Below are 21,137 nucleotides of genomic sequence, written 5' to 3'. Positions count from 1 at the left end.
ACTTTTTCTGTGCGGGCCATTTAAATGGCTCTTTTTTTATTGTCTGCAAAGATGTCATACGATCTCCCTGCTATCAGCCGGGTTCCATTGGCCATATCTACCTCCATGACATCTAGTAGAGGAATCCGAATTTCAACCCCATCCCGGCAAAGGAGTTGAGCAATCCTCATTCGCCGCTTTGGATTAGGACTCCGGTCAACGTAGCAGGTCACGGAGATTTTGTCTTCTGGCTGAAGCCCTGCAATGAAATTTTCGTGTTTTTTTACAACAAGGTCTGGGCGACGATCCAAATCCATTAAAAATGGCTGAACTTGATTTACCCGTCCCTCAAGTTGAAGTTTTAACATCAAAAACACTCCTTTTCCTATATAATTTAAAATTACAAGACGTCTGAGAGTGAACTTTCTGATTGTTAACTGCGACGAAAAGTGTTAACCTTTGTGTAGGTAATACTTCATCTTGGCTTCAATTCTACTCAACTAGTTAAAATTTTTCAAACAATGAAATTAATACAAAAAACCGATCATCTCATTAAAATTTAGGCTAAACTCTCAACAAGAATAAAATTTCAATAAACCAAACCATACACTCACTAAAATATAGCTCAAAACACCTTTATATAGTTCAGAATATAGAGTTTATTTTTCTCGAAAATTTTTCTATCATGTAACACAACTAAGAAATTAGTTGGGGTGATCAATTAGTGAAAGAATACATTGTGATAACACCAGAATTGGGAAATTTAATTAGAAGGGCAAGAAAAAGAAAACGTGCACGACAAGAGGATTTAGCAGATGAGATAATTTCAACTGCAACTATAAGCAATATTGAACGTGGAGCTTGTCAAGTAAGCAGGGAAAAGCTTGATCATTTGTGTAAAAAAATTGGTGTAGACTTGAATAAAACCTCATCTATTCTACAGGTACAAGATTTTTCAGAGGAAGACATAAAAAATCGGCTTGTTGCTATTGAGAATGATATTGACCTCGTTAGTGCAGATTTCGCTCAAGAAGAACTAAGAAAAATACATCTAGAAAAAAATGACCCTTTATTAGCTGATTACTATTTTTTAAAAGCAAAATGCTACGCTAAGAAAGAACTAATACCAAAAGCTCATTCATATTATCTAAAATCAATTAAAGAAGTTGATACTCACGAATACTACAATAGCAATATTAAAGCTGCTTCTTATTATGAAATAGGGCGTATTTTGCACACCAGTGATGTAGACGAAGCATTACGTTGTGTTGAAAAAGGATTGGAATCATTTGTTCCTAATAAACAAAGGCGGTATATTGAGTACTATTTAAAAGTAAGTAAAGCTATATATCTAGAAAAGCTTAACAGAGCAGGGGAAGCCCTTCAAATTTTAGAGGAGTTATGGGCTGAAAAAGAAGTCATTCCTAGTACTGAAGTTTTGCTTAACATGTACGATACCCAAGCTAAAATCTATTACAAAATGGAGATATATGAGAAGTCGATCTCAATTGCTAAAGAAGGAATTGAAAGAGCACGGATTGACAGGATGTATGATAGATCTTTTGAACTCTGGACAACACTTGGAAGCTGTTATGTTAAACAAGGCAGACTTAGTGATGCACAGCGATGTTTTCGTACGGCGCTTAATCTAGAAAAAGAAGTTAAGCGAGAATATCTACTTATATCTACTCAAACACAGTTAGGTTTGCTATATTTGAAGCAAAAGAAATTTAAATTTGCAAAAATCCCACTAGAAGAAGCAGTTCAACTTGGACGTAAATGCAAAGATATTCTCAGATTAAATGAAGCACTTGTTGCACTTGGGGATTGCTTATTTGCAGAAGGAAATAAAAGCAAAGCTAAACAATATTATAAAGAAGCGTTGGAACTAACTAACAAAGAAAAAAAAGAAAAGATTCTAGTTAAACTAATGCTTTGCACTGAAGAAAACAGTAAGGAATATAAAATGTATGAGAAAGACTTCATTCAGATGCATATAAGTACGCTTAAAAAAGATCTTCTACAAGAAGGAGGTGAAAATAATATGAGATCAAACTCGCAAGTACGAAAAATTAAATTAAATTCTGCAGGTGATCCCCCAGACGCATAGTAAAAGTTACATATTAGCAAGCTCCCCTAATAGAGGAGCTTGCTTTCTTATATTTCCTTTATATTAATTTCCTTCACTGATTTTCTAATTGATTCAACTACTATTGTCGCAATTTTATCCTCATAAGCCGTGTCCACAATCTCCTTCCCATCCACCGTTACTCTATACATCGGCTTTGGCTTGGCCACTTTCTCTTTCAACCCAAACGCAACCGCTACACCTTTAACGATGGCCTTTGCCAGTCCATCCAAGAATCGACGATCGCGTAACAGCTTGTTTTCCTTCGGATTATCGATAAATAGGTTCTCAAGCAAAACCGCACTCATCTTCGTGTCTCGCAAAACTGCGATCCGGGAGTAAGCGCCTTGGGTATCGTTTTTGGCTACATTACCATGCGGACCAATTCCATATCCTTTCAAATACCCCAACACACTGTCATTGATTGCGTTTTGGATTTTCTGAGTACGGGCCGGAGCCCCCTTGGCAATATAGGATTCAAATCCCGATCCACCGCCTGCATTACAATGCAAAGACAGGAAGAGATCTGCGTTTGTACTATTCGCATAGGCAATTCTTTTTCTTAATCCCTCTGGTGGCCCCGGATAAGAGGACGAAGTGTTCCTGTTACGTGTGAAGGTAACAACGGCCCCTTCATACTTCCCAAAATATTCTCCAACCAGCTCTGCCAATTTCAACGCCACATCTGCCTCACGCAGACCAAAGCCAGTCGCACCCGTGTCCGAGCCACCGTGCCCAGGATCAATGACTACTTTCATCTTTATCATTCTCCTTTCTTTTTTCCCGTAAGATTTCAATCCCTTTCTGGAGCTGTGGTGGAATGGGTAATCCAATCCGACCCGCATTCTCTAGAATGGAGATAGCTTCGTTCACCAAATAAAAAAGCACCGTCCCGTCGCGGAACAAGTGCTGATTCCCCAATGAGGTATCAATCAGATGGGCCACTGCAATAAGCGCAAAGACCATCACTTTTTTGGCGATCCCCATCATCCCCACTTGGCTGGATAACTTCCCTTCTTTACGGGCCGCAAAAAAACCACTTACATAATCAATCGCAACAAAAATCAGCAGAGCCTTTAATGAATTTGACCATCCCCTTCAAGTGGAAGATGATTAATACGAACCCCGCCAGCTTAACAAGTCCACCAAAAATTGAGTATAAAGAAAAAGGCACGTGGACGATCGAAGAAGCCTATCGTTTTCTAAAGCATACAGCAGAAGAACCCTTGTTACATATTGGTTACCTTTTGGCGATCTATACGGGAATGCGGCTAGGGGAAATATTGGGGTTACGGTGGAAGGATTGTGACTTTGAGAAAGGTCAGATCAGCATCCGACAAACATTAGCCCGTACCAGTAAGGGGCTGGTTTTCCAAGAGCCCAAGACGAAAAGCTCCAGAAGGGTCATTGCCATCACGGATGACATTGTAGCCGCACTGAAGAAACATAAGGCATTACAGAACCAAAACAAATTGCTACTTGGTGCCGGATATCAAGACCATGACTTGGTCGTCTGCACAAGTAAAGGAACCCCCATCATACCAAGTAACTTTCGAAGACACTATAAAAGGATGATCAGAGAAGCAGATGTTCCAAAAATCCGCTTTCACGATCTCCGCCACACTCATGCAACCATTATGCTTCAGCTTGGCGAACATCCAAAGGTGGTAAGCGAACGGTTGGGCCACAGCCGAACGAGTGTGACCTTGGATGTTTATAGCCATGTCATTCCCAATATTCAAGGCGGGGCCGCCAAGAAATTCAGTGAGGCGTTTCAAGCAACGAAATAAATCGTTGAAAATTAAGACAAACCACCCTAGAAGATTCCGGGGTGGTTTTGATTTACTCCTCATCGATTCGATATTGCTGAAGGAACTCCCAATCCTTTTCGATAGTATCAGTATCCAATTCAGATCGGATGGTATTACTCATATTAAATATATGGTCAAAGCATTCTTGATATATTATATTCGCATGGTTTCCATCATAAATATTTTTGTCTGATAACTTTGTTGAACAGATGTATTTCATTTTTCTTATAAATTCCGCTACCTGTTTTTTCATTGATCGAGAGATAAAAGGACCATGATTTTTGCAATAGTTATTTAAATCATTGATCAATTTTTCTACCTTATCGCGAATCAGATCTTTTTCATTGGTTAGTTTTTTTATACCTTTTGTGGAAAGATTAATAATGTTATAGACCTTATCTTCAATCTCAGGATATATTTCAAATCTCTTTTCCAGAATCTTATCTCTTAATGCCGATCGTTGAGCCTGCACCGCGATCTTCTGCGTCTGCAAATTGAAATACGCAGTAACTAAGATCGTGCCTGCTCCCGTTAGCAGGGTAATGGGAACCGTGACGAAGATAGCTACGAGTGAATTGATCATGGCAGCATCCACTTCGCCGGAAAAATTACTACCGTTCCATTCACCAGATACCCAATAACTCACAGCAAACACAATAAGTCCGATCGTGGCCAAAAAGAAAAACCATACCATGCTGATGGTGACTTTCCAATCATGCCAAAGAGCTTGTACCTTTTCCCAAAACTCTACTTCCTTCCTTTTTTTCTCTCCACTCATTCCGCTCATTCCTCCTTTAACACAAAGAAGATTCGAGTGGAGAAATGGAAAATCCTTCGCTTAAATAAGAAAGAAAAAAGCCCACTCATCTATGGGCTCTTTTCGTTTTTATGCAATTGAGTTCTCAATGCACCGCCGTATCAATTCGCAGGTCGTATCCGGTCATCGAACTGTAAGTAAGAACCTTGACCACGTTTTGACCACATCCGGCACAGAAGCCAAATTCCCAATCATGAAACAGCGTTTCCCCTTGATACACTAGTGTTTTCTAACGCATTCTACTTACCTTAAGTGTGTGGTCAAAATGTGGTCAAACGGCCTTTTTTGGCTTAATTACATTTTCCGGGAACAGCAAAAAACCGCGAAATCTCGCGGTTTGTCTTTGGTGGAGCATAGCGGGCTCGAACCGCTGACCTCTACACTGCCAGTGTCGGCGGCGGTAATCACCCGTTAACGCATCCGTTATGTTAACGCTCTAGACACGTTATTTACGCTTAGTTTCTACCTATTATAAGCGGTGAATGGGCGGGCTGTCAACGGTGAATGAAACGATAACACTAAACGGAAAAATAAACGGAACCCTGCCGTTAAGAGAACGGAAGCGTGGCGCGTAAGGGTCGAGGTTCCGAAAATTTGCCGCAAAATTTTTTACTGTAGGACATCGAAAAAAGAACGGGCGTTTTCTACGGTAGATTCCGTAACCGTCCGGGTTTCTGAGATTGTAGAGGAGTTTTGACGGTCAGGCCGCATATATCCACAGAGAGTAGCCCCGGGGTTTTTGGAACGATATCTAAAACCGATTCATTAACGACTGAACGGCGCGCAATACGCATTAATTATCGTTTAATTAACCGTTAATCATCGCTTGCATTAGCGCTGTCGATGGTGTCGACTATCAATAGTCTATCAATTGGGCGTACCCACTTGACAGTATGATTGACTATCGATAGTATAATACTTGACAGTCTATCAAATACACCTATCAAAAATGGAAGGGGAAACGGATTATGATTTACGGTTATGCGCGGGTATCTACGAAAGACCAAAGTTTAGACGTCCAAGTCGAACAACTGCGAGCATACGGCGTAGACGACGTGGTAATGGAGAAGGTGAGCGGCAGGAGCGTAGACCACCGGACAGGTTTTAAATCGCTACTGGGTAGGGTTAAAAAAGGGGATACCATCGTTGTCACGAAATTAGACCGCTTTGCTCGCTCGACGAAAGACGCGCTAGAGACTATCGAATACTTAAACGATAAGGGCGTAGGCTTAGTCATCCTTAACTTTGGCGGAATGAACGTAGACACGACGACGCCTACCGGAAAACTAATGATAACGATGTTTTCCGCTGTCGCTGAATTCGAGTTAGGCATTATTAAGGAACGACAACGCGAAGGCATCGCTAAAGCCAAAGAACGCGGCGTATACAAAGGACGGCCTAAACGCTATACCGCTAATCATGCCGGATTGGCACACGCTTTAGAGCTTTACCAGAACCGAGACACGAACGGGCTAACCGTTAAGAAGATAGCGGAGATAACGAATATTTCGGAGGCAACTATTTACCGTGAAGCTCGGAAGTTACGGAAGGGGTGCCTATAATGAATATTAATTTTGATAGGATTATACCTGTTGAAGACGTATTACATCCGGGTTTTGCTTATTGGTTAAGAAAACATGATTTAAGCCATTCAATCAGCGGCCTATATTTCTTTTACAATGACACGGGAAACCTACTTTATATAGGATGGTCAAGCGACCTTACAAAACGGGTTCGCACTCATTTGAAGGGTAACGCTAATACAAAACGCTTCATCGCAGAAGTCGCGGAAGTCCGCCTATTATTCGCTGATTCTTTTGACGCATTCCGCGAGCAGTACCCCGAATGTTGCGAAGGTGTAGATATCGAATATTACCTTATTGAAAAAATGAGTCCAAAATACAACGATGCACGACCGAGGCCAAAGGTGCACCCTTAAAATTACCATAAAATAGGCGGTGCAAACCCGTTGAAAATAGCGGCTTTCCGGCATCGCCTTTTTAATAACGCTTCTTATTTCGTCTGTACGCTATCGAATTTAGCGGGCAGGTACTCTAGGTATCCTCGCAAATAAACAACGCATAGAAAGGCGTATATTCGAGTTTATATAGCGCTGGACATCCGCTATTTACCAACCCCCTAGGATTTCCGGCCGTCCATCCGCCGGGTGCCCGAGGCTGGTATTTACGTCGTTTGTCGGTATCATCTGACGGTATCCTAACGGTGTTTATCGCTGTCTATATAGGTATCATGGCCGTATCTCATCCGCTAAACCCGAACGATTTTTAGCCAGGCATCCGTTGGCCAATGCCTTAAATCCGAACAATTAGACGGACTGCAACCGTAAACCCCTAGAATTCACGAAAACATAACGTTAGCTCACGAAAGATACCGAAATATAGCGTTTTCTAATAATTTACAGTTTACCGTACCGTTATTGCGTTTGCTTTAACGATAATAATTGACCCGTCGGTCAAATAATCGGTGTTATCTTAGTTTGCGATACAAACCGTTTATAGTCATCCCCTACCGATATCTTCCGCACTCTTCTGGTTCTCTTCCGGTCTGATAACGAAGGATAACGGTAGAGAAGAGGAGGTATTAACGTCCCCGCCTGCTTTCTTCGTATAGGCGGCGAAACTCGTCGCGTAAGACTTCAAATGGCGGCAGGTGGCGCCAGTTTTCACCGTTTAAGATTCCGTATTAATAAGCGCTAACTTTGCTAATTGACGTAACCGGAACGCCCGCCGCCTCGAATTCGTCCCATTTAGCGGCATAGTCCGGGTCAGCATCTTTTAACTGGCTGAATACCCCGCTTAATTTGTTAAACAACGTACCCGAATTAGTCGCGAAGTGGCACTCCGTTGCGGTAGCGGTAACAAGCGCCTCCCCGGTTGGTTTGGCGCTTTAATCTTCGTCGCTATTAGAGCGGAAAATTCGCCCAAGCACCGGGCTTAGTTCCGCCGGACGTTTCGCCGCGTTATGGTTCGGGTTTACACAGTGCTTATTCCCGCAAGTACTAGTTAAGCGGTACCCGTCCGGTATCTGACCGTTATACAACTCGTAAATATATCTATGGACGTAGACAACCCGCCCACCGCGTCTTATTTGAGGTTTTGCAAGTTTCGGGTTATGCCCGCAAAAAATCCAATGACCGTCTTTATCTATCTCGACTTCTATAGGTTTAGCATTGAAATGCGGTGTACCCCGTTCCGGGATAACGATTCTATTTCCGGGTGAGGAACCCGTAATTGTATCGTGATAATTGATATTTGCGTGTTTGCGTTCTTCTCTCATGCGCCGCACCTCCGCTTAATAATCCCTTCGCTAACGTCCCAATAAATACCGCGCCGCCTACAATCAAAATTTCCATATTTCCCATCTCTCCTACGCCTTTATTCGCGTCTGTTTTATTAGAGTTTACTTACCGAAGAACTTAAAGAGTTTCGCCCATCCGCTGGAACCGTGTACCGAATTCCGGGGCGGTAACTTCATCGGAGGGTTACCCATCGGTTTATTCGTTGGTATTACGCTACGTCTAGCCCCGACGCCCCCACGCTCTACGACGCGCGAACCGCCTTCATTCATCCCTAGCGCCTTTTCTGCCGCTTGTCGTCCGATGTCATATAACGCCTTTTTAACGTTGCTAGACGGCATATAAGCGCGTGGGTTCCGGCTCACTGGGTCTACGTAAGCAGGGCGGGCGTCTAGCTTCAATTCACGCCACAACCGTTCAACCGCGTCTTTTAGTTCTTCTTCGCTGTCTCCCGTAATTCGTTCCGCCCAATATTCCCGTTGTTCATCAGGTATGTTATACTCGTTCATCAGGTCATTTTTTACCTTATCTAGCCATTTCGTTTTGAAGGGCGCGAGCCGTTCAAGCTCCGCCCGTAGTTTCTCAATCTCGACTTGCGCGTTCATGTGTTCTTTCCGCAGTGCGGTGTATTGTTCTATTTCGATAAATCCGCGCTCCGCGTTATCATTCCGGTCTGTCATCCGTTAGCACCTCCGTTTAGAAGTTAAAGCGGCTTGCGTCGTTGCGTTTTACGGCCATCTTATATAAGCGGTAGTTGGTAAGCGGGTCATTCTGTTTAATCGCCGCCAATTGACGAAGTTTTAAATCGTATTCATTTTGCTTATGCGCGGATTTCAACTCCGCATGAATTTTACCGAGCTTCTCTTTAATCCGTGTCTTGCTGTTCCCTGCGGCTCCTTCTGTCAAAGCGGCGGCAATCCGACCAAAGCGACGCAGAAGGGTTAACCGCTCGTTGTCGTCCATCGCGGATACCTTAATAGCGAGCAAATCCGCTAATCCTTCTTTGTCGTCCGTGTATTGCGCTTCTGCAATGAGGTTATCGGCGTAGGCGTTAACGGTTTCGGACGTGGTGAATTCTACTGAGAGACTCTCCCGCGCGATTTCGCGTTGCAAATTCTCTAGTTCTTCCGCGTACTTCTGTTTCAACGCCTGCATATCCGCCTCAAGATTCATTTCCAGCATTTTCAATTGGAATTTACGTTCCGCCTCACTGTCCGCGTAGCGTTCATGATGTTTAATTTCTTCGTATTGCTTTTTGAACTGGCTCAAGCGCTGGTCTATCGTAACAGAAATAGCTTCTAGCGCAGGAAATGAAACGGGACTTGCAACGCCATCCTCAACCAGTTGCGCGGCCTTGGCCTGTTCGACGTTATAGATATTACCTTTTTCGTAGCGATTGCCGTCTACGTTAGTACTTTCTGTCATAAATAGCGCCTGTTCTACGTGTTTATCTCCGTATTCGTTTGTGTGAATCGTTTGGCTTTTCATAATATATACCTCCTGTTTATTAAAGGGTTAAACCCGTTTCTTCATCGTTAATCAGTTCTATGCTGTCAATTTTTACGCCGTACTCTTTCAAGCGTCCCAACGTAACGCGGGTTAACGGAAAGTTATTCCGCCTTCGCGAAAAATCTCGATGTAAGGGTAAGAAATTCGTTTTCAAATGAATGTGTTTTCCGCCGTGTTCCGCTACAACCTTCGCCGCCTTGTCTAGCGTGCTGTGGGCTACGCCTGATTTGGTAAAATACGGGCTGGAAAAATCTATTACGTCGATTTCTTCACCGTTAGGCGCTTCAATTAGCGCGACGGCTCGTAACTCTTTATCCTTAACGAGTCGTAGGTCTATAACGTATTTACTCATCGCTCATCGCCTCTTTATTCTCTTTTACTTTCTCTTCCAGCCAAGCAATGTAATTAAGCAGGTCTGCCCGCTTTCTGCGCTCCCGCTTAAGCCGCTCTTTAACGATGCGGTTAACGTCTTCTTGCGTGAAGAGCTTTTCCGGTTCTTGCACCGTTCGGCCACCTCCTGCGGTGTAATCGTTGTATTTAAAAAAACACCGTGGAAAGTTAATACTTTTTCCAACGGCGTTTAAATCTGCTGTCCAGTTCGACGTTATAGTATTCCGGTCTGCATCTAATTCGTCTTAATCGGTCTAAAGCAACGGGTTTTACTGCGTGATAATCCTCTTTAAATTCCTTGCAGTACAGATAAGCGAGTCTATTCGCTAACTTTTCTAGTTTGTCGATTCTAACTCTCTTAAGCGAGTATTTATTTACGTTCTCTTCGATAAACTTATACAGCCGCTCGGTGTTAACCGCCATTATTCGTCATCTCCTTCCGCTTTAGTGATGCTATCGAAAAGCATTTGCAAGCGTCGCATTTCCAGTACGAGCGAATCCGTCAGCCCGAACCGCTCAGCAATCCGACGGGATAGGCGCATCGGAATTTCGTGCTTGCGGGCGTGTGAAATATGTGATTCCGAGTAGCCGACGCGTTTCGCTAGTTCGCGACGTGTAATTCCGAGTAGCGAACATATAACGTCTAAATCGCGTCGCGTCATAAGTATTGTCAATCGTTGATTTTTCACGGCGAATCCCTCCCGAAAAAATTTTTTATTTTTTTTTTGCTGAAAGTGAATCACTTTTTAATTTTGGGTATCTCTTACGGGGTGCAACGCGCCCCGGAAGGTAACGCCCCTGCCGATATAGATAACGTAATACCGACTAATACCTAATACATTAATACCGTATAGAATAGATAGAGATAAGAGATAGCAGGCAGAGCCTGCAAGGGACTCTGTCCCTTAATCTCTCTTCTTTATTCTTCTATGTGGTGTCTCAGCTTCTCCGCGAGCCGCTTAACGATTCGGCTAACCTTACTTTGCGAAATATTTAGCTCCGTGGCTACTTCTCGTTGTCCCGCGCCCGGATTGCGATACATATAAACGAGTACCGCCCGCTCTTCGTCTTTCAGCGCCGGGTCGTTAATCATGTTTTCAACGGTAATTTTTAGAGTTACCTGTCCTTCGACGTCGTTTTCTCGTTCGCGGCGCGCGCGTTCCTGTTCCTTATACATCTCTTCGGCGTGGCGTCGTCTCTCTTTCCGTTCCTTGCGGATTCGCGCCAACTCTTGCCGTTCTTCTTCGGTCAGTTCGTCGGATTTAACACCGTGAGCGACCTTTCCGCCGTGTCTGCGTATTAACTCTTGAGTGATACGGGTTAGCTCGTTTCTAATGGCGCGCTCGATGTAGAAGTAACAGAATTCGTCGGGTCGTAGTCGCATGTTATAGATGTCGTCGATGATAATACCGACTCGCGCCGCTATCCTGCTACCTACGTCTTCTACCGCTAAGTGGTACATGTCGGAGCCGATAGAATCACCGTAATATAAATCGGTGTTTTCCTTAACGAATGCGCGGACTTTCGACATAATAGCCGCCGCCAGCTTCGTCTTAGTCTTGCCCGTCTCGAAATTCACATTGTCGCGCATGTCTAGCGGATAGATTAGCTTTTTCAACTCGTACTCGTACCAGTCGTCATTCAGCGCGCCAATGCATTTATCGATTTCTTCTTCGATTTCTTGCGCGTATGACTTCCGCTTGTTGTACTCGGCGAATGCTTCACTCCGTGCCTCGTTTCCTACTTCCAGAGTCGGGTTAAACTCGATGCTGTATTTTTGCTTTTCCATGATTTATCAACCTCCACGGGATTTAGTGTTAATCGGGATTTAAGCGGCGCCACTGTCGACGCCGTTACTTGTAAGTGCGCTCTAAGCTGTCATTCTGAAACGATAGCAGTAGCATTTCGGCAATTCTTTTAATGTAAAAGAGGTTAACGCTTGCCTTTTTGATAACGGGGCTTTCCCGTTGTAAGCTCTTAGCGATTTTAAATGCTAGCCGTCCGATGTTTCGTAGGCTCATATCTTCGATTCCGGTTAAGTCAATGCAAATCATAATGTAGTTGCGAACTAACTTCTCGATGTTAATACCGTTCCAAACGTAGTCAAGTACGCGGATAATATCCTTTGCATGCGGACAGAACAGCGCTTTAGCCTCGCCGGAACGGTCAACCGTAAGCAGTACGTCATGCGGTCGTTTGCAATACGGGCAATTGTAATACGTGGTTTTCGCTTTTTTCGGCATATAAAATTCCTCCTTGATTTAACTTGTCAGACTGAAAAAAAGCCTTCAATATACATTACTGGGCTGACCACGTGGTCGCACAGCTTTCAGAGAAATAACTTTCGGTTTTATATGGAAAAACTTGATTATGATTGCAAAAGAAAAAGCGCAGGCCACGCGGCCTACGCCTTCATAACGTATGAAATACCTTATTGACTCTTCCTAACGGTTACCCGCCGTCATTTCGCGCTCATACTCGAGCAAGGCTCCGTAGATGAAACGCTGGATTGAAGCGTATACGGATACAAGTAACGAATAAAGGTTGCGCTAATGCGGAATAAAATATTATTTGTGATACGGGTTGCCCCGCTCACCTTACCCTTTTTCCGGGTTTAGCTCACCAGAGGATTTAACTGCCTTCATAGATTACAAAAAGCGTTTGAGCCGATTTTATAACCCCTGCCCGCTATTTGCCATAAATCTGTCACATTTAAACCGTCTATCTTGCGGAAAAATACTCTCTCATACCTACATACGCATTTTGGGTCAGAATGCAAGGGCGGAACCGAAAAAAGTTAATTTTTTTTTCGTAGCCCCGCCCGTTTGCGTGCCGCTGTTAACCCCGCTTAAGTGCGCGGGTAACGAACATACGCGCCTTAGTACGTATAACCGCGCTTGTGAACTCTTCACCGTCACCCTTCCGAGGGTCGAATTTAGCGCAATACTTTCGTAGTTCCCGCTGTAGGTAGTTTTCTAGCGCCTCTGCGTCTAGCGCCGGATATTTCCGGCTCATCTCGCTGATGGCCGATTTAATAGCGTCCTGCGCGTTGCTGAATACTTGCGCTTGTTTCTCTGTTAACATTTAAATCACCATTTCGGTAATGGAAATGTATTTATAGTAAGGCGCGGTGTGCGCCATTTACTCGTTATCCGGCTAATCCGAGTTCCTCTTCTAGTTGTTTCTTCGCGTTGCCTGCCTTCCACTCGGAACAGCCCGCCAGCTTCGCCAATCCGCGACGGGTCGGAACTTTTCCCGTTCTCTTGTATTCGTGTACCGCCCACTCATACGGCGTGGTAGGTTTGTCGGTTTGGTCGGTCTCCTCGGTTCCATCCGCTTGGGCGGTTTCGTCGTTTTGGGTGGTTTGGGTGGCACCCGTTGGCTGGTCGGTTGGTTGGTCGGTTGGTTGGTCGGTTGGTTGGTCGGTTACCTCCTCCGGTTGTTCAGGTTGGGTGGTTCCTCCTGGTTGATTGGTCGGTTGGTTGTTATTCGTTGGTCGGTTGGTTGCTTCCGCTTGGGTGGTTGGTAGCGGTTGGGCGGATTCTTCCGACTTGGCGACGTCTTGGGCGGTCTCATCCGCTTGATTGGTTTGGGCGGTATCCGCTACTTGGGCGGTTTCATCCGGTTGGTCGGCTTTGCCGTTGTCTTCTGGTTGGTTGGTTGGTTGGTCGATTCCATCCGGTCGGTCGATTCCATCCGTTTGGGCGGTTGGTTGTTCCGGTTGATTGTTCGGTTGGTCGGCCTGTTCCCGTTGGGTGGTTGGATGGTTTGGGCGGTCTGGTTGCTCCGGTTGGTTGTGGTGGTCTGGGCGGTCGGTTGGGTTTTTTGGCTGGTCGTTTTCCGCCTTCTTCTCCGGTTCCTGTTCCGCGTTCTCGTCCGCCTTCTTCTTCTTCGTCTCTGCCGTCATGATTGCCTCAGAGATGAGGACAGCGGTAACGATTGACCCGCCTAACAACCAACCATCAAGCCCATATTCCCACGTAGCAACGATATTGCTAGCGCCAACGAGTAGGACGCCTTGAATAAAGCCTAAATACGCGGGTACAGACGGTGTATAGCCGCGAAGACGAGAATTAGCAAGATTCAAACCGCCTGTTAGAAATAGGGTTTCAGACAGTAGCGTGGCGACCCACGCATCGCGAGAATTAAAGCCTACACCCATAAAAAGTGCGTGCGTGTGGTGGAGACTCAACCAGACAGCACAACCGAGAACCACTAAAGCCGACAGAACGTTTAAGAATCGCATATATTATCTCCTCCTGTATGACGCTTTTTAAGCGTATTTGTTTTAGTCCGCCATATCAGGCGTAATATTCACATCCGGTCATAGTCTCTTCATAGAGAGCGTCTAAACAGTTGCGCAAAACTCCGTTATAATAGCCCGTCAAAGAGCGTACTTTTCCTTTCTTGAATGCCTTAAATGCTTCTCTTAACGCATACAATCCTATGTCGGTTAGCTCGTTAATGTCGTAACCAGAGCGTAACCATTTAATATTCATCAGAAACACGCCGTAAATTTTGTATAACAATTTTTTATCTCCTGTACGATTGAGTACTAGACTTTTGAATCGGTTGTACGGGTTTTTTCTAGAAAAACGTTTATTAAACTTCTCTATGATGCTTTTAGAAATTACTGCTTCGTCGTCATTTTCGACGGTCTTATCGCTTGTCTCGCTTGGCTGTTCCGGTTCTTCCCGTTGTGACAAATGCGCTGTGTCACTAGTAGAATATGGCAATAGAATATATAAATTCGAGCCGTAGCCGCCCGCTTTTTCTCGTAATACGTTCTTCTTCGCAATAATGCGCAATTCGATGAGTCGGTCAATCGCGCGGATAACCGTCCGGCGACTGATTCCGATACTTTCGGCTAAAGTGTCATGTTTAATGAACGCGGTACCGCAGAATTTGACCGCGTAGCGTGCTAGTAGCTTATAAACGGCGATAGCGTTTTTATTAAGTAGATGCGTTTTATGGTACAAGTGCTTGGCGACGGTTCCGTTTAAGTGTTCAACGTTTTTGAATAGCGAGTATTTCTTCGCGAGTTGCGCGTAGTTATTAGCGGTTTTATTAGCGGTTTTATTAGCGGTTTTATTAGCGGTTTTGCTCATGCTGTCGGCTCCCCTTTACCGAGAGCCCCGACTAACACACGATTATTAGTGTAGCGGTATTGAAGCATATCCCGCCCACTTGCTATAATAAAAACCTCTTTAATGTGTTTTGTGTCGTTGTGTGTCGTCGGGCTTATGCTCGGCGCTTTTTTATGTCTGAATGGCTAAACTCGGATATTTTGTATAGGCGAAAACTTGGCGTGTGTCTTCGATATGTCCGCGTCGGTCATCTGTACATATCGCCGAACCATTGAGATGGAAGAATGACCTAGAATCTTCTGTAGCGACATTACATCGCCGTTATTTAGCAAATATTGCGTCGCAAAGCTATGACGTAGAACGTGCGGCGATACTTTCCGCGTAATCCCCGCTTCTTCCGCGTACCTCTTTAATCGCTTGCGGAATATCTCCCGTTCTAGCGGATTCCCGTAGACCGTGCAGAACAGATAAACGCAATCTATTTCCTTTACCTCGGCTATTAGCTCTTTTAGTAACCGCCCGGTCTTGGGGCTGAACGGTACGAACCGGAATTTACCGCTCTTAGCGTTCTCGGCTTTAACGGTAATGTTTTGTGTCTTAAAGTCGATATCATCAGCGGTAAGCGCGAGTGCCTCACTGATTCTCAACCCGGTGTCTAGTAGTAGAACGATTAGAACGTAATCCCGAAATCCAGCGAATCGCTTAGTATCAGGAATGCGTACCAGCCGCTTTATTTCATCCATCGTTAGCGCCTCTACCGCGTCCACGGGTTCTTTAACGAGCTTGACAGCATGGAAAGGGTTGTCATCGGTGTATTTTTCGGATTTTAGGAAGTTAAAGAAATCGCGCAAATGTTTCAAATGCGTGTTAACCGTGGAAGGCGATAAACCCGCCGTTTTATAGTCGTCATCGACAAATTGGTTATTTTCGTGTTTTACGTGGTTATACCGTAGATAGGAAATGAACTCCCGAACGGTCTGAACGCTTAACGCCCGCAATGATACGTCTTGATGTCCGTTGTCTTCGACGAACTGTAAGAACTTGTTAACGGCTAGCCGCTTGTTAGTTAACGTGCCTTTCGCGGTGCCCTCCGCTTGTTTGGCGTAAATGTACATTTCGACTAGTTCCGGTAGGCTTGCTAACGTTTCATTAGAACGACTTAACGCCCGCTCTAGCTTCGCGCGGCCGCGTCTTCCGTTTTTCGGCAACAAAAAAACCCCCCTTAACACGCGCAAATAACGTGTCAAGAGGGTTAATGTCGGCACAAAAAAGTGTACCGCTACCCTACCGAGTGAATGAACGTTAACACTCCGGTAAAATAACGGTACACCAACGCTTTTAAACCGTGTGGTGGAGCATAGCGGGCTCGAACCGCTGACCTCTACACTGCCAGTGTAGCGCTCTCCCAGCTGAGCTAATGCCCCGTATTCAATTGACTACAATAGTTATTGTATCCAGATGGAACACCCATGTCAACAACAAAATACCCATTCCGGGAAAGTTATTTTATTCCACTAACAAAGCCTTTCATACAAACATATTATCTACCCACCTCGCTTCTTCCTGCCATCACAGCAGGCTCCTCTCATCATCTCAAGATTCAGACTTTGCAAAATCCCCCTCTGCATATAAGCAGCATGGTATGATGCTTACAGGAGGTTTGTCGACATGGAAAAGTTACTCACTCAATCTAAACCATTACAAGAAAACGGGTTCATTCGTTTCGACCTTAAACAAATGTGGTCATATCCGACACTGGGGGAAGAGTTGTCACAATTGCAACAGGCGTTCGCCGATCTGCCGCCTGATCCTTATGCTCCAAATCACACACGTTTCCGCCGCTATTCCCGGGCTATTATCTTGCCGTGGGATGGCTCGTTTTGCTGGCTGCCAAACCATATTCGGGAAGATGGCGTGGAAGTCTGCGAATATTTCCAGGGGACCTTCAATGCCGAGCATGTGGATACCTACCGGGCATTCGCGCCGCTGTCCGAAGCTACCAAGGCCAATCCCCTGTTACATAACATCATCCTCCATGATTACGAGCAAACGTTTTGGGAAGCGCGCGACTTGGTGATGCCCATTCATGTCGGTGTGCATTTGGTCAATTTTCTTGTGAAACCAGGTGAAGAAGCATTCGCATCCCCCAACCACATCCATCAGGACGGCGAGCCGTTCACATTTGCTCATCTTATCACATACCGCAATGTGAAGGGTGGCCTTAATGCCATTGCCCATCCCGACTGTACTGGCAAGCAGTTGGATGAGGTTCCGGAACATCTGGTTCACACGCGATTCACCTTGACCGAACCACTGGACTCCTACGGCGTTTGCGACAGGATGGTCAGCCACTATGTCAGCCCTGTCACTTGCGGCCCCAACGGTAGCATCGCAGAGCGCGGCATGTTGCTGATCGATTATACGCCGACGGTGATAGCAATCACATAATTCAGCCTAGTTGACATAGTAATGTTTAAATTATAACGAACAATAAAAAAGCCAAAGCCCACGGAACAACCTACCGTGGGCTTTTTGCTAAAAGATCAAGTCTTCCAGATTGAATTCATCTGATTTTTTCTTTTGCAATTCTTGCTTGTGCCACTTCGCATCGGCGACGGCCACTTTGTTCAATTGCATCGTATCATTGTAGCTGAGCACCACCACATGTTGGCCCAATTGGTAGTAAGATTGTTTCACTTCTCTTTTGACCGGATTGCCAAATACCTTATTCACTCCAGCAATTTTCCAAGGTTTATCCTTTTGCTCCACTTCGATTCGGGTGAGTCTGTCTTCGTGGAAAGTTAATCTGATCGCTCGATTCTTGTATTCATAGCCGATGCGTTTGATTTTCTGCTCTTTATCTTGCTCTTCATACACCAAGTCCTTGCCGCAGGTGGTCAGTACCTGGTCATAAGTAGTACCCAAAGCGCCGCAACCATACGCTGGCAAATCCCCAGCTTGCATGTATTGCTTCAGCTTTTGCGCTGCGGGTTCCCCACCAGCCAGGGGCAACTCTTTATCTGGGCTCGCTTTGTATTCCTTTTGCAAAGCCGGAACGGATTTGTTCTCCCCCTTAGGTCTGATGCTGCTTCCTTCCAAGCGGATTGTGCGCAACAACCGCTTGTCTGGATCATACACGAAGGTCACTTTGTTCTTGCCCACAGGATAGGCATATTCGCTCACTTCATCATTAAGGCCATTGTGTTTCGTGTCATTAAATTCTTTTTTCACCTTATTGAAAGTTACCTGTGCGAAAGCAGGATCAGTTACTTCCATCTCCGTCAGCACTTGGTTGGTGAAGAAATACGACACCGTCCGACCTGCTTCCCCTTTGATCCGCACTTCATGTCTCAATTCAAACGGGGCAGTCGTTGATTGCGAACGCAATTGGTACACATAGTTTGGGCACTCTTTCATCACATCTTCCAAGCGATCCCCCAGTGCGCCGCAATCGCCGTAGATCAATTCATTCTTCTGTGCCAATCGTTTGGTCTTCACCTCTACCGGCTCATTTCCGGCAATCTGCATCACCCATTGGTTGGTTTGGTCCTCGAACGCAATCAAAATTACACTCAAGATCCCTGGGATCAACAGCACGCCAAAGATCGCGGACAACCATTTCCTTTTTTTCGACATGATCATTTCCCTCCCTTGCCATTAGCGATAGGTTTGTTTCTCTTTAAACTCCCTTTTGATATAGCCAAAATTCGGCTCAAACATATCGGCTCGGCGTAACCAAATGTCTTGGCACTTGTTATCGCTGAAAGAGAAAGTAATCTCTTTCCCATCTATCTTGTATGTAAGATAAAAGGATTTGGTATCAAACAACGTGCTCTCTTTCTCCTGCATCGGCTTACCAAACACTTGCTTCACTTGTTCCGGCGTAATGGCGAGCGAAGGTCTCTCCACCGTTTTAAAATTTTTCTCCGAATAAGAGAAGGTGTTCACAGAAATAGAAGCCAACACCCCACGATAAAACTTGGTCTTGATCTCTCTGTTTTTGAAGGCCCAATTCACATATTGAGTTTCTTCTCCCATGTCGTAGCCTTTTGCAGAAACGAGGGCGCCGCACTTCTTGTACACCTCTGCCAAACTGCTTCCCAACGGGCCGCAGTCGTAGTTAATCATATCCCCTTTGTCAAAGGCCGCCTTCAACTTGACCACCGCATCCATGCCACCACTCGCTTCTTTGTGAGCAGGCGCCCGATGAACTCGGTTAAATGGGTTATACTTCTTGATATAAGGGTATTGTTTGGGATCTTCTATCTCGATCTGTAACAACTTTTTGTTATCTTTGCGAACAGTAAATTTTAATTCTTGTCCGCCTTCCATGTTGTATGTGTATGTCTGCGTTTTAATTTTCTCTTTGCCCTCTGTTTTCTCGAATTCAAACGGCTTATTATTTGTTACGCCAAACGTGCGCCTGATATCGTCCAACGTCGTCGACAGAAACATGTTGTCGATCACAGATATCCGTTTCAATCTCTCATTATTAAAATCAAGTAAAATGATATGATGATCGCCTTTTTGATAGCCCAGAGTTTGAGTTATCGCATCAGATAAGATCGTTCTTCTACTCAATGCGGGTTCACCACAGTTGTCCACCACGCCGCGCACGGTAGAGCCCAACACGCCGCAATCGTAATGGATCAAGTTCCCATCCTTAACCAATCGTTTCAATTGATCCATCTCGGTTTCTTTTGCCTGTTCTATCCCCAACAGATCCCATACCCACTCTTTCGCTTTTCCCTCGTATGCCGTCAATACGATCGACATCACCGTAGGAATGAGAATCACCCCGAACAAAAACGAGAAAAAGCGTTTCAAACGCTTGCGCTTCGGCTTGTCCCGATTTACCGGCTTGTACTCCAGCGCATCTTCAACCTTCTCTTGCATCAAATCATCATTGATATCATCCGACACAAAGCGACGGCCCATCGTACTCACTCCTTTTCCATGTTTCTCCTGACATTTCTTCATCTTAGCAGAAAACCAAACTGAAAACAGTTGCAAAAATTAAAATAAAAAATGAAAAGACACTCTTTCCTTATTGGATGAGTGCCTATGTTCCGGTCACGCTTCCCACCGGCAAACCATATGGGGGATGGGCGTTTCTATGAGACAAGCGCATAAAACAAGGCGACAAGACCATATTCCCGCTTGCCGCCTCACTAAAACTATCGATTTAACGTATAACCTGCGTCAATCAAAAACATCGCGTCACGTACAGATTGATACATCCCGCGATCCGCTTTAACATATTTGGCCAACCCCAAGTCCTTCACCGCGTCCGGTTCGCGGGTGTGAGCCGTAAGCAATGCTTCGGTCAACTTCGCCCGCAACTGGGCATCCATCTCCGGGTGGGCGGCGATAGGTGAACCAGGAATTAACTCTGATTTCCAAAGAATGGTCAAATCATCTGGGCTGATCTCTCCGCTTTTCAGCATTTGCTCATAGGATTGATTGTCCAGCGCCCCTGCCACAGCCCGGCCGCTCTTCACCGCTTGCGCCACTGCGTCATGACTTCCCATGAACCGCGCTTCACTGAAGAATTGGTGCGACTGGATATGCAATAATTGAAAGTAGGCATTTGGCATCAAAAAGCCGGATGTGGATGTGCGATCCACAAAAGCAAACGGCTTGTCCCGCAAGTCTGCAATCGAAGTGATGCCATTGCCCCGGCGGGTGACGATCAAGCTACGGTATCCGCTTCCCGTTTGTGGATACGATTCCATCACCAAAGGAACGGCGCCGATTTCTTTCTCCGCTTTCACATAAGAATAAGAGCCAAGTAGCGCGAAATCAATCTTCCGCTCCTTCATCGCCGCAATCACGGCGTCATAATTGTTCGGCATATACAATTCAATATCAACGCTTAGCTCTTTCTCCAAATAAGCAATAAGGCTCTCATAACGCTCGCGCATCTCCGCCGGATCCCCTTTGGGTACAACGCCCATGCGCAAAGTGACGTCACTCTTGGCACCCGCCAACGAGCTACATCCCGCCATTACGATCAATAGAATCAAACCGGATAATAACCAAATAAGTCCTTGACGTTTCATACCTTCCGCCTCCCGCAGTTACAGGGGTCATCATATCC

23 protein-coding genes and 1 tRNA gene are annotated in these 21,137 nt (G+C 45.2%); 5 read left to right on the top strand and 19 right to left on the bottom strand.

The features are described 5' to 3' along the window. Window positions 1-20: 20 nt before the first annotated feature. The gene (locus tag QQZ12_RS09765; RefSeq protein ID WP_102993423.1) at window positions 21-347 is read right to left on the bottom strand and encodes a hypothetical protein; all 327 of its coding nucleotides are present in this window, start codon (window positions 345-347) and stop codon (window positions 21-23) included. A gap of 356 nt (window positions 348-703) precedes the next feature. On the opposite strand from QQZ12_RS09765, the gene QQZ12_RS09760 reads away from it, so the two are divergent. Next, window positions 704-2,089: a helix-turn-helix domain-containing protein gene (locus QQZ12_RS09760; RefSeq protein WP_102993424.1), complete on the top strand. Its 1,386-nt coding sequence runs from the start codon at window positions 704-706 to the stop codon at window positions 2,087-2,089. 47 nt (window positions 2,090-2,136) lie between these two features. Here QQZ12_RS09760 and QQZ12_RS09755 read toward each other — a convergent pair whose 3' ends face one another. After that, complete coding sequence (locus tag QQZ12_RS09755; protein ID WP_189318902.1) at window positions 2,137-2,865, bottom strand: N-acetylmuramoyl-L-alanine amidase; 729 nt, start codon at window positions 2,863-2,865, stop codon at window positions 2,137-2,139. Further along, window positions 2,849-3,160, bottom strand: a complete 312-nt coding sequence (locus QQZ12_RS09750) for a phage holin family protein (protein ID WP_245888371.1) — start codon at window positions 3,158-3,160, stop codon at window positions 2,849-2,851. The genes QQZ12_RS09755 and QQZ12_RS09750 overlap by 17 nt, the downstream gene beginning before the upstream one ends. 26 nt (window positions 3,161-3,186) lie before the next feature. On the opposite strand from QQZ12_RS09750, the gene QQZ12_RS09745 reads away from it, so the two are divergent. Continuing rightward, complete coding sequence (locus tag QQZ12_RS09745) at window positions 3,187-3,897, top strand: site-specific integrase (protein WP_102993427.1); 711 nt, start codon at window positions 3,187-3,189, stop codon at window positions 3,895-3,897. A gap of 52 nt (window positions 3,898-3,949) precedes the next feature. Here QQZ12_RS09745 and QQZ12_RS09740 read toward each other — a convergent pair whose 3' ends face one another. After that, window positions 3,950-4,696, bottom strand: a complete 747-nt coding sequence (locus QQZ12_RS09740) for a hypothetical protein (RefSeq protein ID WP_102993428.1) — start codon at window positions 4,694-4,696, stop codon at window positions 3,950-3,952. A gap of 1,007 nt (window positions 4,697-5,703) precedes the next feature. Here QQZ12_RS09740 and QQZ12_RS09735 point away from each other — a divergent pair. Both QQZ12_RS09735 and QQZ12_RS09730 read left to right on the top strand, forming a co-directional pair. Next, complete coding sequence (locus QQZ12_RS09735; RefSeq protein WP_106343015.1) at window positions 5,704-6,297, top strand: recombinase family protein; 594 nt, start codon at window positions 5,704-5,706, stop codon at window positions 6,295-6,297. Then, a complete protein-coding gene (locus QQZ12_RS09730) occupies window positions 6,297-6,674 on the top strand; it encodes a GIY-YIG nuclease family protein (protein ID WP_106343014.1) in 378 nt (125 codons plus the stop codon). The genes QQZ12_RS09735 and QQZ12_RS09730 overlap by 1 nt, the downstream gene beginning before the upstream one ends. Before the next feature lie 968 nt (window positions 6,675-7,642). Here the strand turns inward: QQZ12_RS09730 and QQZ12_RS09725 are convergent. The 12 genes from QQZ12_RS09725 to QQZ12_RS09670 all read right to left on the bottom strand — a co-directional run bounded on the left by QQZ12_RS09725 (window position 7,643) and on the right by QQZ12_RS09670 (window position 16,461). Next, window positions 7,643-8,032: an HNH endonuclease gene (locus tag QQZ12_RS09725; protein ID WP_106343013.1), complete on the bottom strand. Its 390-nt coding sequence runs from the start codon at window positions 8,030-8,032 to the stop codon at window positions 7,643-7,645. 123 nt (window positions 8,033-8,155) lie between these two features. Then, window positions 8,156-8,731: a hypothetical protein gene (locus tag QQZ12_RS09720; protein WP_284724350.1), complete on the bottom strand. Its 576-nt coding sequence runs from the start codon at window positions 8,729-8,731 to the stop codon at window positions 8,156-8,158. Window positions 8,732-8,747: 16 nt separating this feature from the next. Next, window positions 8,748-9,539, bottom strand: a complete 792-nt coding sequence (locus tag QQZ12_RS09715; protein ID WP_284724349.1) for a hypothetical protein — start codon at window positions 9,537-9,539, stop codon at window positions 8,748-8,750. Window positions 9,540-9,558: 19 nt separating this feature from the next. Continuing rightward, entirely contained in the window at window positions 9,559-9,912 is a 354-nt protein-coding gene (locus QQZ12_RS09710) for a hypothetical protein (RefSeq protein ID WP_284724348.1), read from the bottom strand. Beyond that, entirely contained in the window at window positions 9,905-10,063 is a 159-nt protein-coding gene (locus tag QQZ12_RS09705; protein WP_284724347.1) for a hypothetical protein, read from the bottom strand. Before QQZ12_RS09705 ends, QQZ12_RS09710 begins: the two co-directional genes overlap by 8 nt. Before the next feature lie 309 nt (window positions 10,064-10,372). Next, a complete protein-coding gene (locus QQZ12_RS09700; protein WP_284724346.1) occupies window positions 10,373-10,639 on the bottom strand; it encodes a helix-turn-helix domain-containing protein in 267 nt (88 codons plus the stop codon). A 230-nt stretch (window positions 10,640-10,869) separates the two neighbouring features. Further along, window positions 10,870-11,739 (bottom strand): helix-turn-helix transcriptional regulator, encoded by an 870-nt coding sequence (locus QQZ12_RS09695; protein ID WP_284724345.1) that lies wholly within the window; start codon window positions 11,737-11,739, stop codon window positions 10,870-10,872. A gap of 64 nt (window positions 11,740-11,803) precedes the next feature. Next, window positions 11,804-12,193: a hypothetical protein gene (locus tag QQZ12_RS09690; protein WP_284724344.1), complete on the bottom strand. Its 390-nt coding sequence runs from the start codon at window positions 12,191-12,193 to the stop codon at window positions 11,804-11,806. Between the two features lie 905 nt (window positions 12,194-13,098). Next, a complete protein-coding gene (locus tag QQZ12_RS09685; protein WP_284724343.1) occupies window positions 13,099-14,196 on the bottom strand; it encodes a hypothetical protein in 1,098 nt (365 codons plus the stop codon). A 55-nt stretch (window positions 14,197-14,251) separates the two neighbouring features. After that, on the bottom strand, window positions 14,252-15,058 hold the full coding sequence (locus QQZ12_RS09680) for a helix-turn-helix domain-containing protein (protein WP_284724342.1): 807 nt from the start codon (window positions 15,056-15,058) through the stop codon (window positions 14,252-14,254). Window positions 15,059-15,222: 164 nt separating this feature from the next. After that, a complete protein-coding gene (locus QQZ12_RS09675) occupies window positions 15,223-16,248 on the bottom strand; it encodes a tyrosine-type recombinase/integrase (protein WP_284724341.1) in 1,026 nt (341 codons plus the stop codon). 137 nt (window positions 16,249-16,385) lie between these two features. Further along, a tRNA-Ala gene (locus tag QQZ12_RS09670) sits at window positions 16,386-16,461 on the bottom strand. Between the two features lie 244 nt (window positions 16,462-16,705). On the opposite strand from QQZ12_RS09670, the gene QQZ12_RS09665 reads away from it, so the two are divergent. After that, window positions 16,706-17,485: a 2OG-Fe dioxygenase family protein gene (locus QQZ12_RS09665; RefSeq protein ID WP_284724340.1), complete on the top strand. Its 780-nt coding sequence runs from the start codon at window positions 16,706-16,708 to the stop codon at window positions 17,483-17,485. 87 nt (window positions 17,486-17,572) lie between these two features. On the opposite strand, the gene QQZ12_RS09660 is transcribed toward QQZ12_RS09665, so the two are convergent. The 3 genes from QQZ12_RS09660 to QQZ12_RS09650 all read right to left on the bottom strand — a co-directional run bounded on the left by QQZ12_RS09660 (window position 17,573) and on the right by QQZ12_RS09650 (window position 21,099). Then, a complete protein-coding gene (locus QQZ12_RS09660) occupies window positions 17,573-18,673 on the bottom strand; it encodes a hypothetical protein (protein WP_284724339.1) in 1,101 nt (366 codons plus the stop codon). Between the two features lie 21 nt (window positions 18,674-18,694). Next, entirely contained in the window at window positions 18,695-19,975 is a 1,281-nt protein-coding gene (locus QQZ12_RS09655; RefSeq protein WP_284724338.1) for a hypothetical protein, read from the bottom strand. A gap of 239 nt (window positions 19,976-20,214) precedes the next feature. Beyond that, on the bottom strand, window positions 20,215-21,099 hold the full coding sequence (locus QQZ12_RS09650) for a phosphate/phosphite/phosphonate ABC transporter substrate-binding protein (RefSeq protein ID WP_102993432.1): 885 nt from the start codon (window positions 21,097-21,099) through the stop codon (window positions 20,215-20,217). Between the last annotated feature and the right edge of the window lie 38 nt (window positions 21,100-21,137).

It is taken from the genome of Laceyella tengchongensis (assembly GCF_900182735.1).
Taxonomy (GTDB): domain Bacteria; phylum Bacillota; class Bacilli; order Thermoactinomycetales; family Thermoactinomycetaceae; genus Laceyella; species Laceyella tengchongensis.
The sequence above is the reverse complement of the archived record's forward strand: the minus strand, read 5'-3'. Positions and strand labels throughout refer to the sequence as shown.

Coding starts and splice junctions, on each gene's coding strand:
- QQZ12_RS09655 (WP_284724338.1), bottom strand. CDS start 19,975: ATGGGCCGTCGCTTTGTGTCGGATGATATCAATGATGATTTGATGCAA.
- QQZ12_RS09735 (WP_106343015.1), top strand. CDS start 5,704: ATGATTTACGGTTATGCGCGGGTATCTACGAAAGACCAAAGTTTAGAC.
- QQZ12_RS09665 (WP_284724340.1), top strand. CDS start 16,706: ATGGAAAAGTTACTCACTCAATCTAAACCATTACAAGAAAACGGGTTC.
- QQZ12_RS09730 (WP_106343014.1), top strand. CDS start 6,297: ATGAATATTAATTTTGATAGGATTATACCTGTTGAAGACGTATTACAT.
- QQZ12_RS09660 (WP_284724339.1), bottom strand. CDS start 18,673: ATGTCGAAAAAAAGGAAATGGTTGTCCGCGATCTTTGGCGTGCTGTTG.
- QQZ12_RS09650 (WP_102993432.1), bottom strand. CDS start 21,099: ATGAAACGTCAAGGACTTATTTGGTTATTATCCGGTTTGATTCTATTG.
- QQZ12_RS09715 (WP_284724349.1), bottom strand. CDS start 9,539: ATGAAAAGCCAAACGATTCACACAAACGAATACGGAGATAAACACGTA.
- QQZ12_RS09720 (WP_284724350.1), bottom strand. CDS start 8,731: ATGACAGACCGGAATGATAACGCGGAGCGCGGATTTATCGAAATAGAA.
- QQZ12_RS09745 (WP_102993427.1), top strand. CDS start 3,187: ATGAATTTGACCATCCCCTTCAAGTGGAAGATGATTAATACGAACCCC.
- QQZ12_RS09725 (WP_106343013.1), bottom strand. CDS start 8,032: ATGAGAGAAGAACGCAAACACGCAAATATCAATTATCACGATACAATT.
- QQZ12_RS09680 (WP_284724342.1), bottom strand. CDS start 15,058: ATGAGCAAAACCGCTAATAAAACCGCTAATAAAACCGCTAATAAAACC.
- QQZ12_RS09685 (WP_284724343.1), bottom strand. CDS start 14,196: ATGCGATTCTTAAACGTTCTGTCGGCTTTAGTGGTTCTCGGTTGTGCT.
- QQZ12_RS09710 (WP_284724348.1), bottom strand. CDS start 9,912: ATGAGTAAATACGTTATAGACCTACGACTCGTTAAGGATAAAGAGTTA.
- QQZ12_RS09740 (WP_102993428.1), bottom strand. CDS start 4,696: ATGAGTGGAGAGAAAAAAAGGAAGGAAGTAGAGTTTTGGGAAAAGGTA.
- QQZ12_RS09755 (WP_189318902.1), bottom strand. CDS start 2,865: ATGAAAGTAGTCATTGATCCTGGGCACGGTGGCTCGGACACGGGTGCG.
- QQZ12_RS09695 (WP_284724345.1), bottom strand. CDS start 11,739: ATGGAAAAGCAAAAATACAGCATCGAGTTTAACCCGACTCTGGAAGTA.
- QQZ12_RS09690 (WP_284724344.1), bottom strand. CDS start 12,193: ATGCCGAAAAAAGCGAAAACCACGTATTACAATTGCCCGTATTGCAAA.
- QQZ12_RS09765 (WP_102993423.1), bottom strand. CDS start 347: ATGTTAAAACTTCAACTTGAGGGACGGGTAAATCAAGTTCAGCCATTT.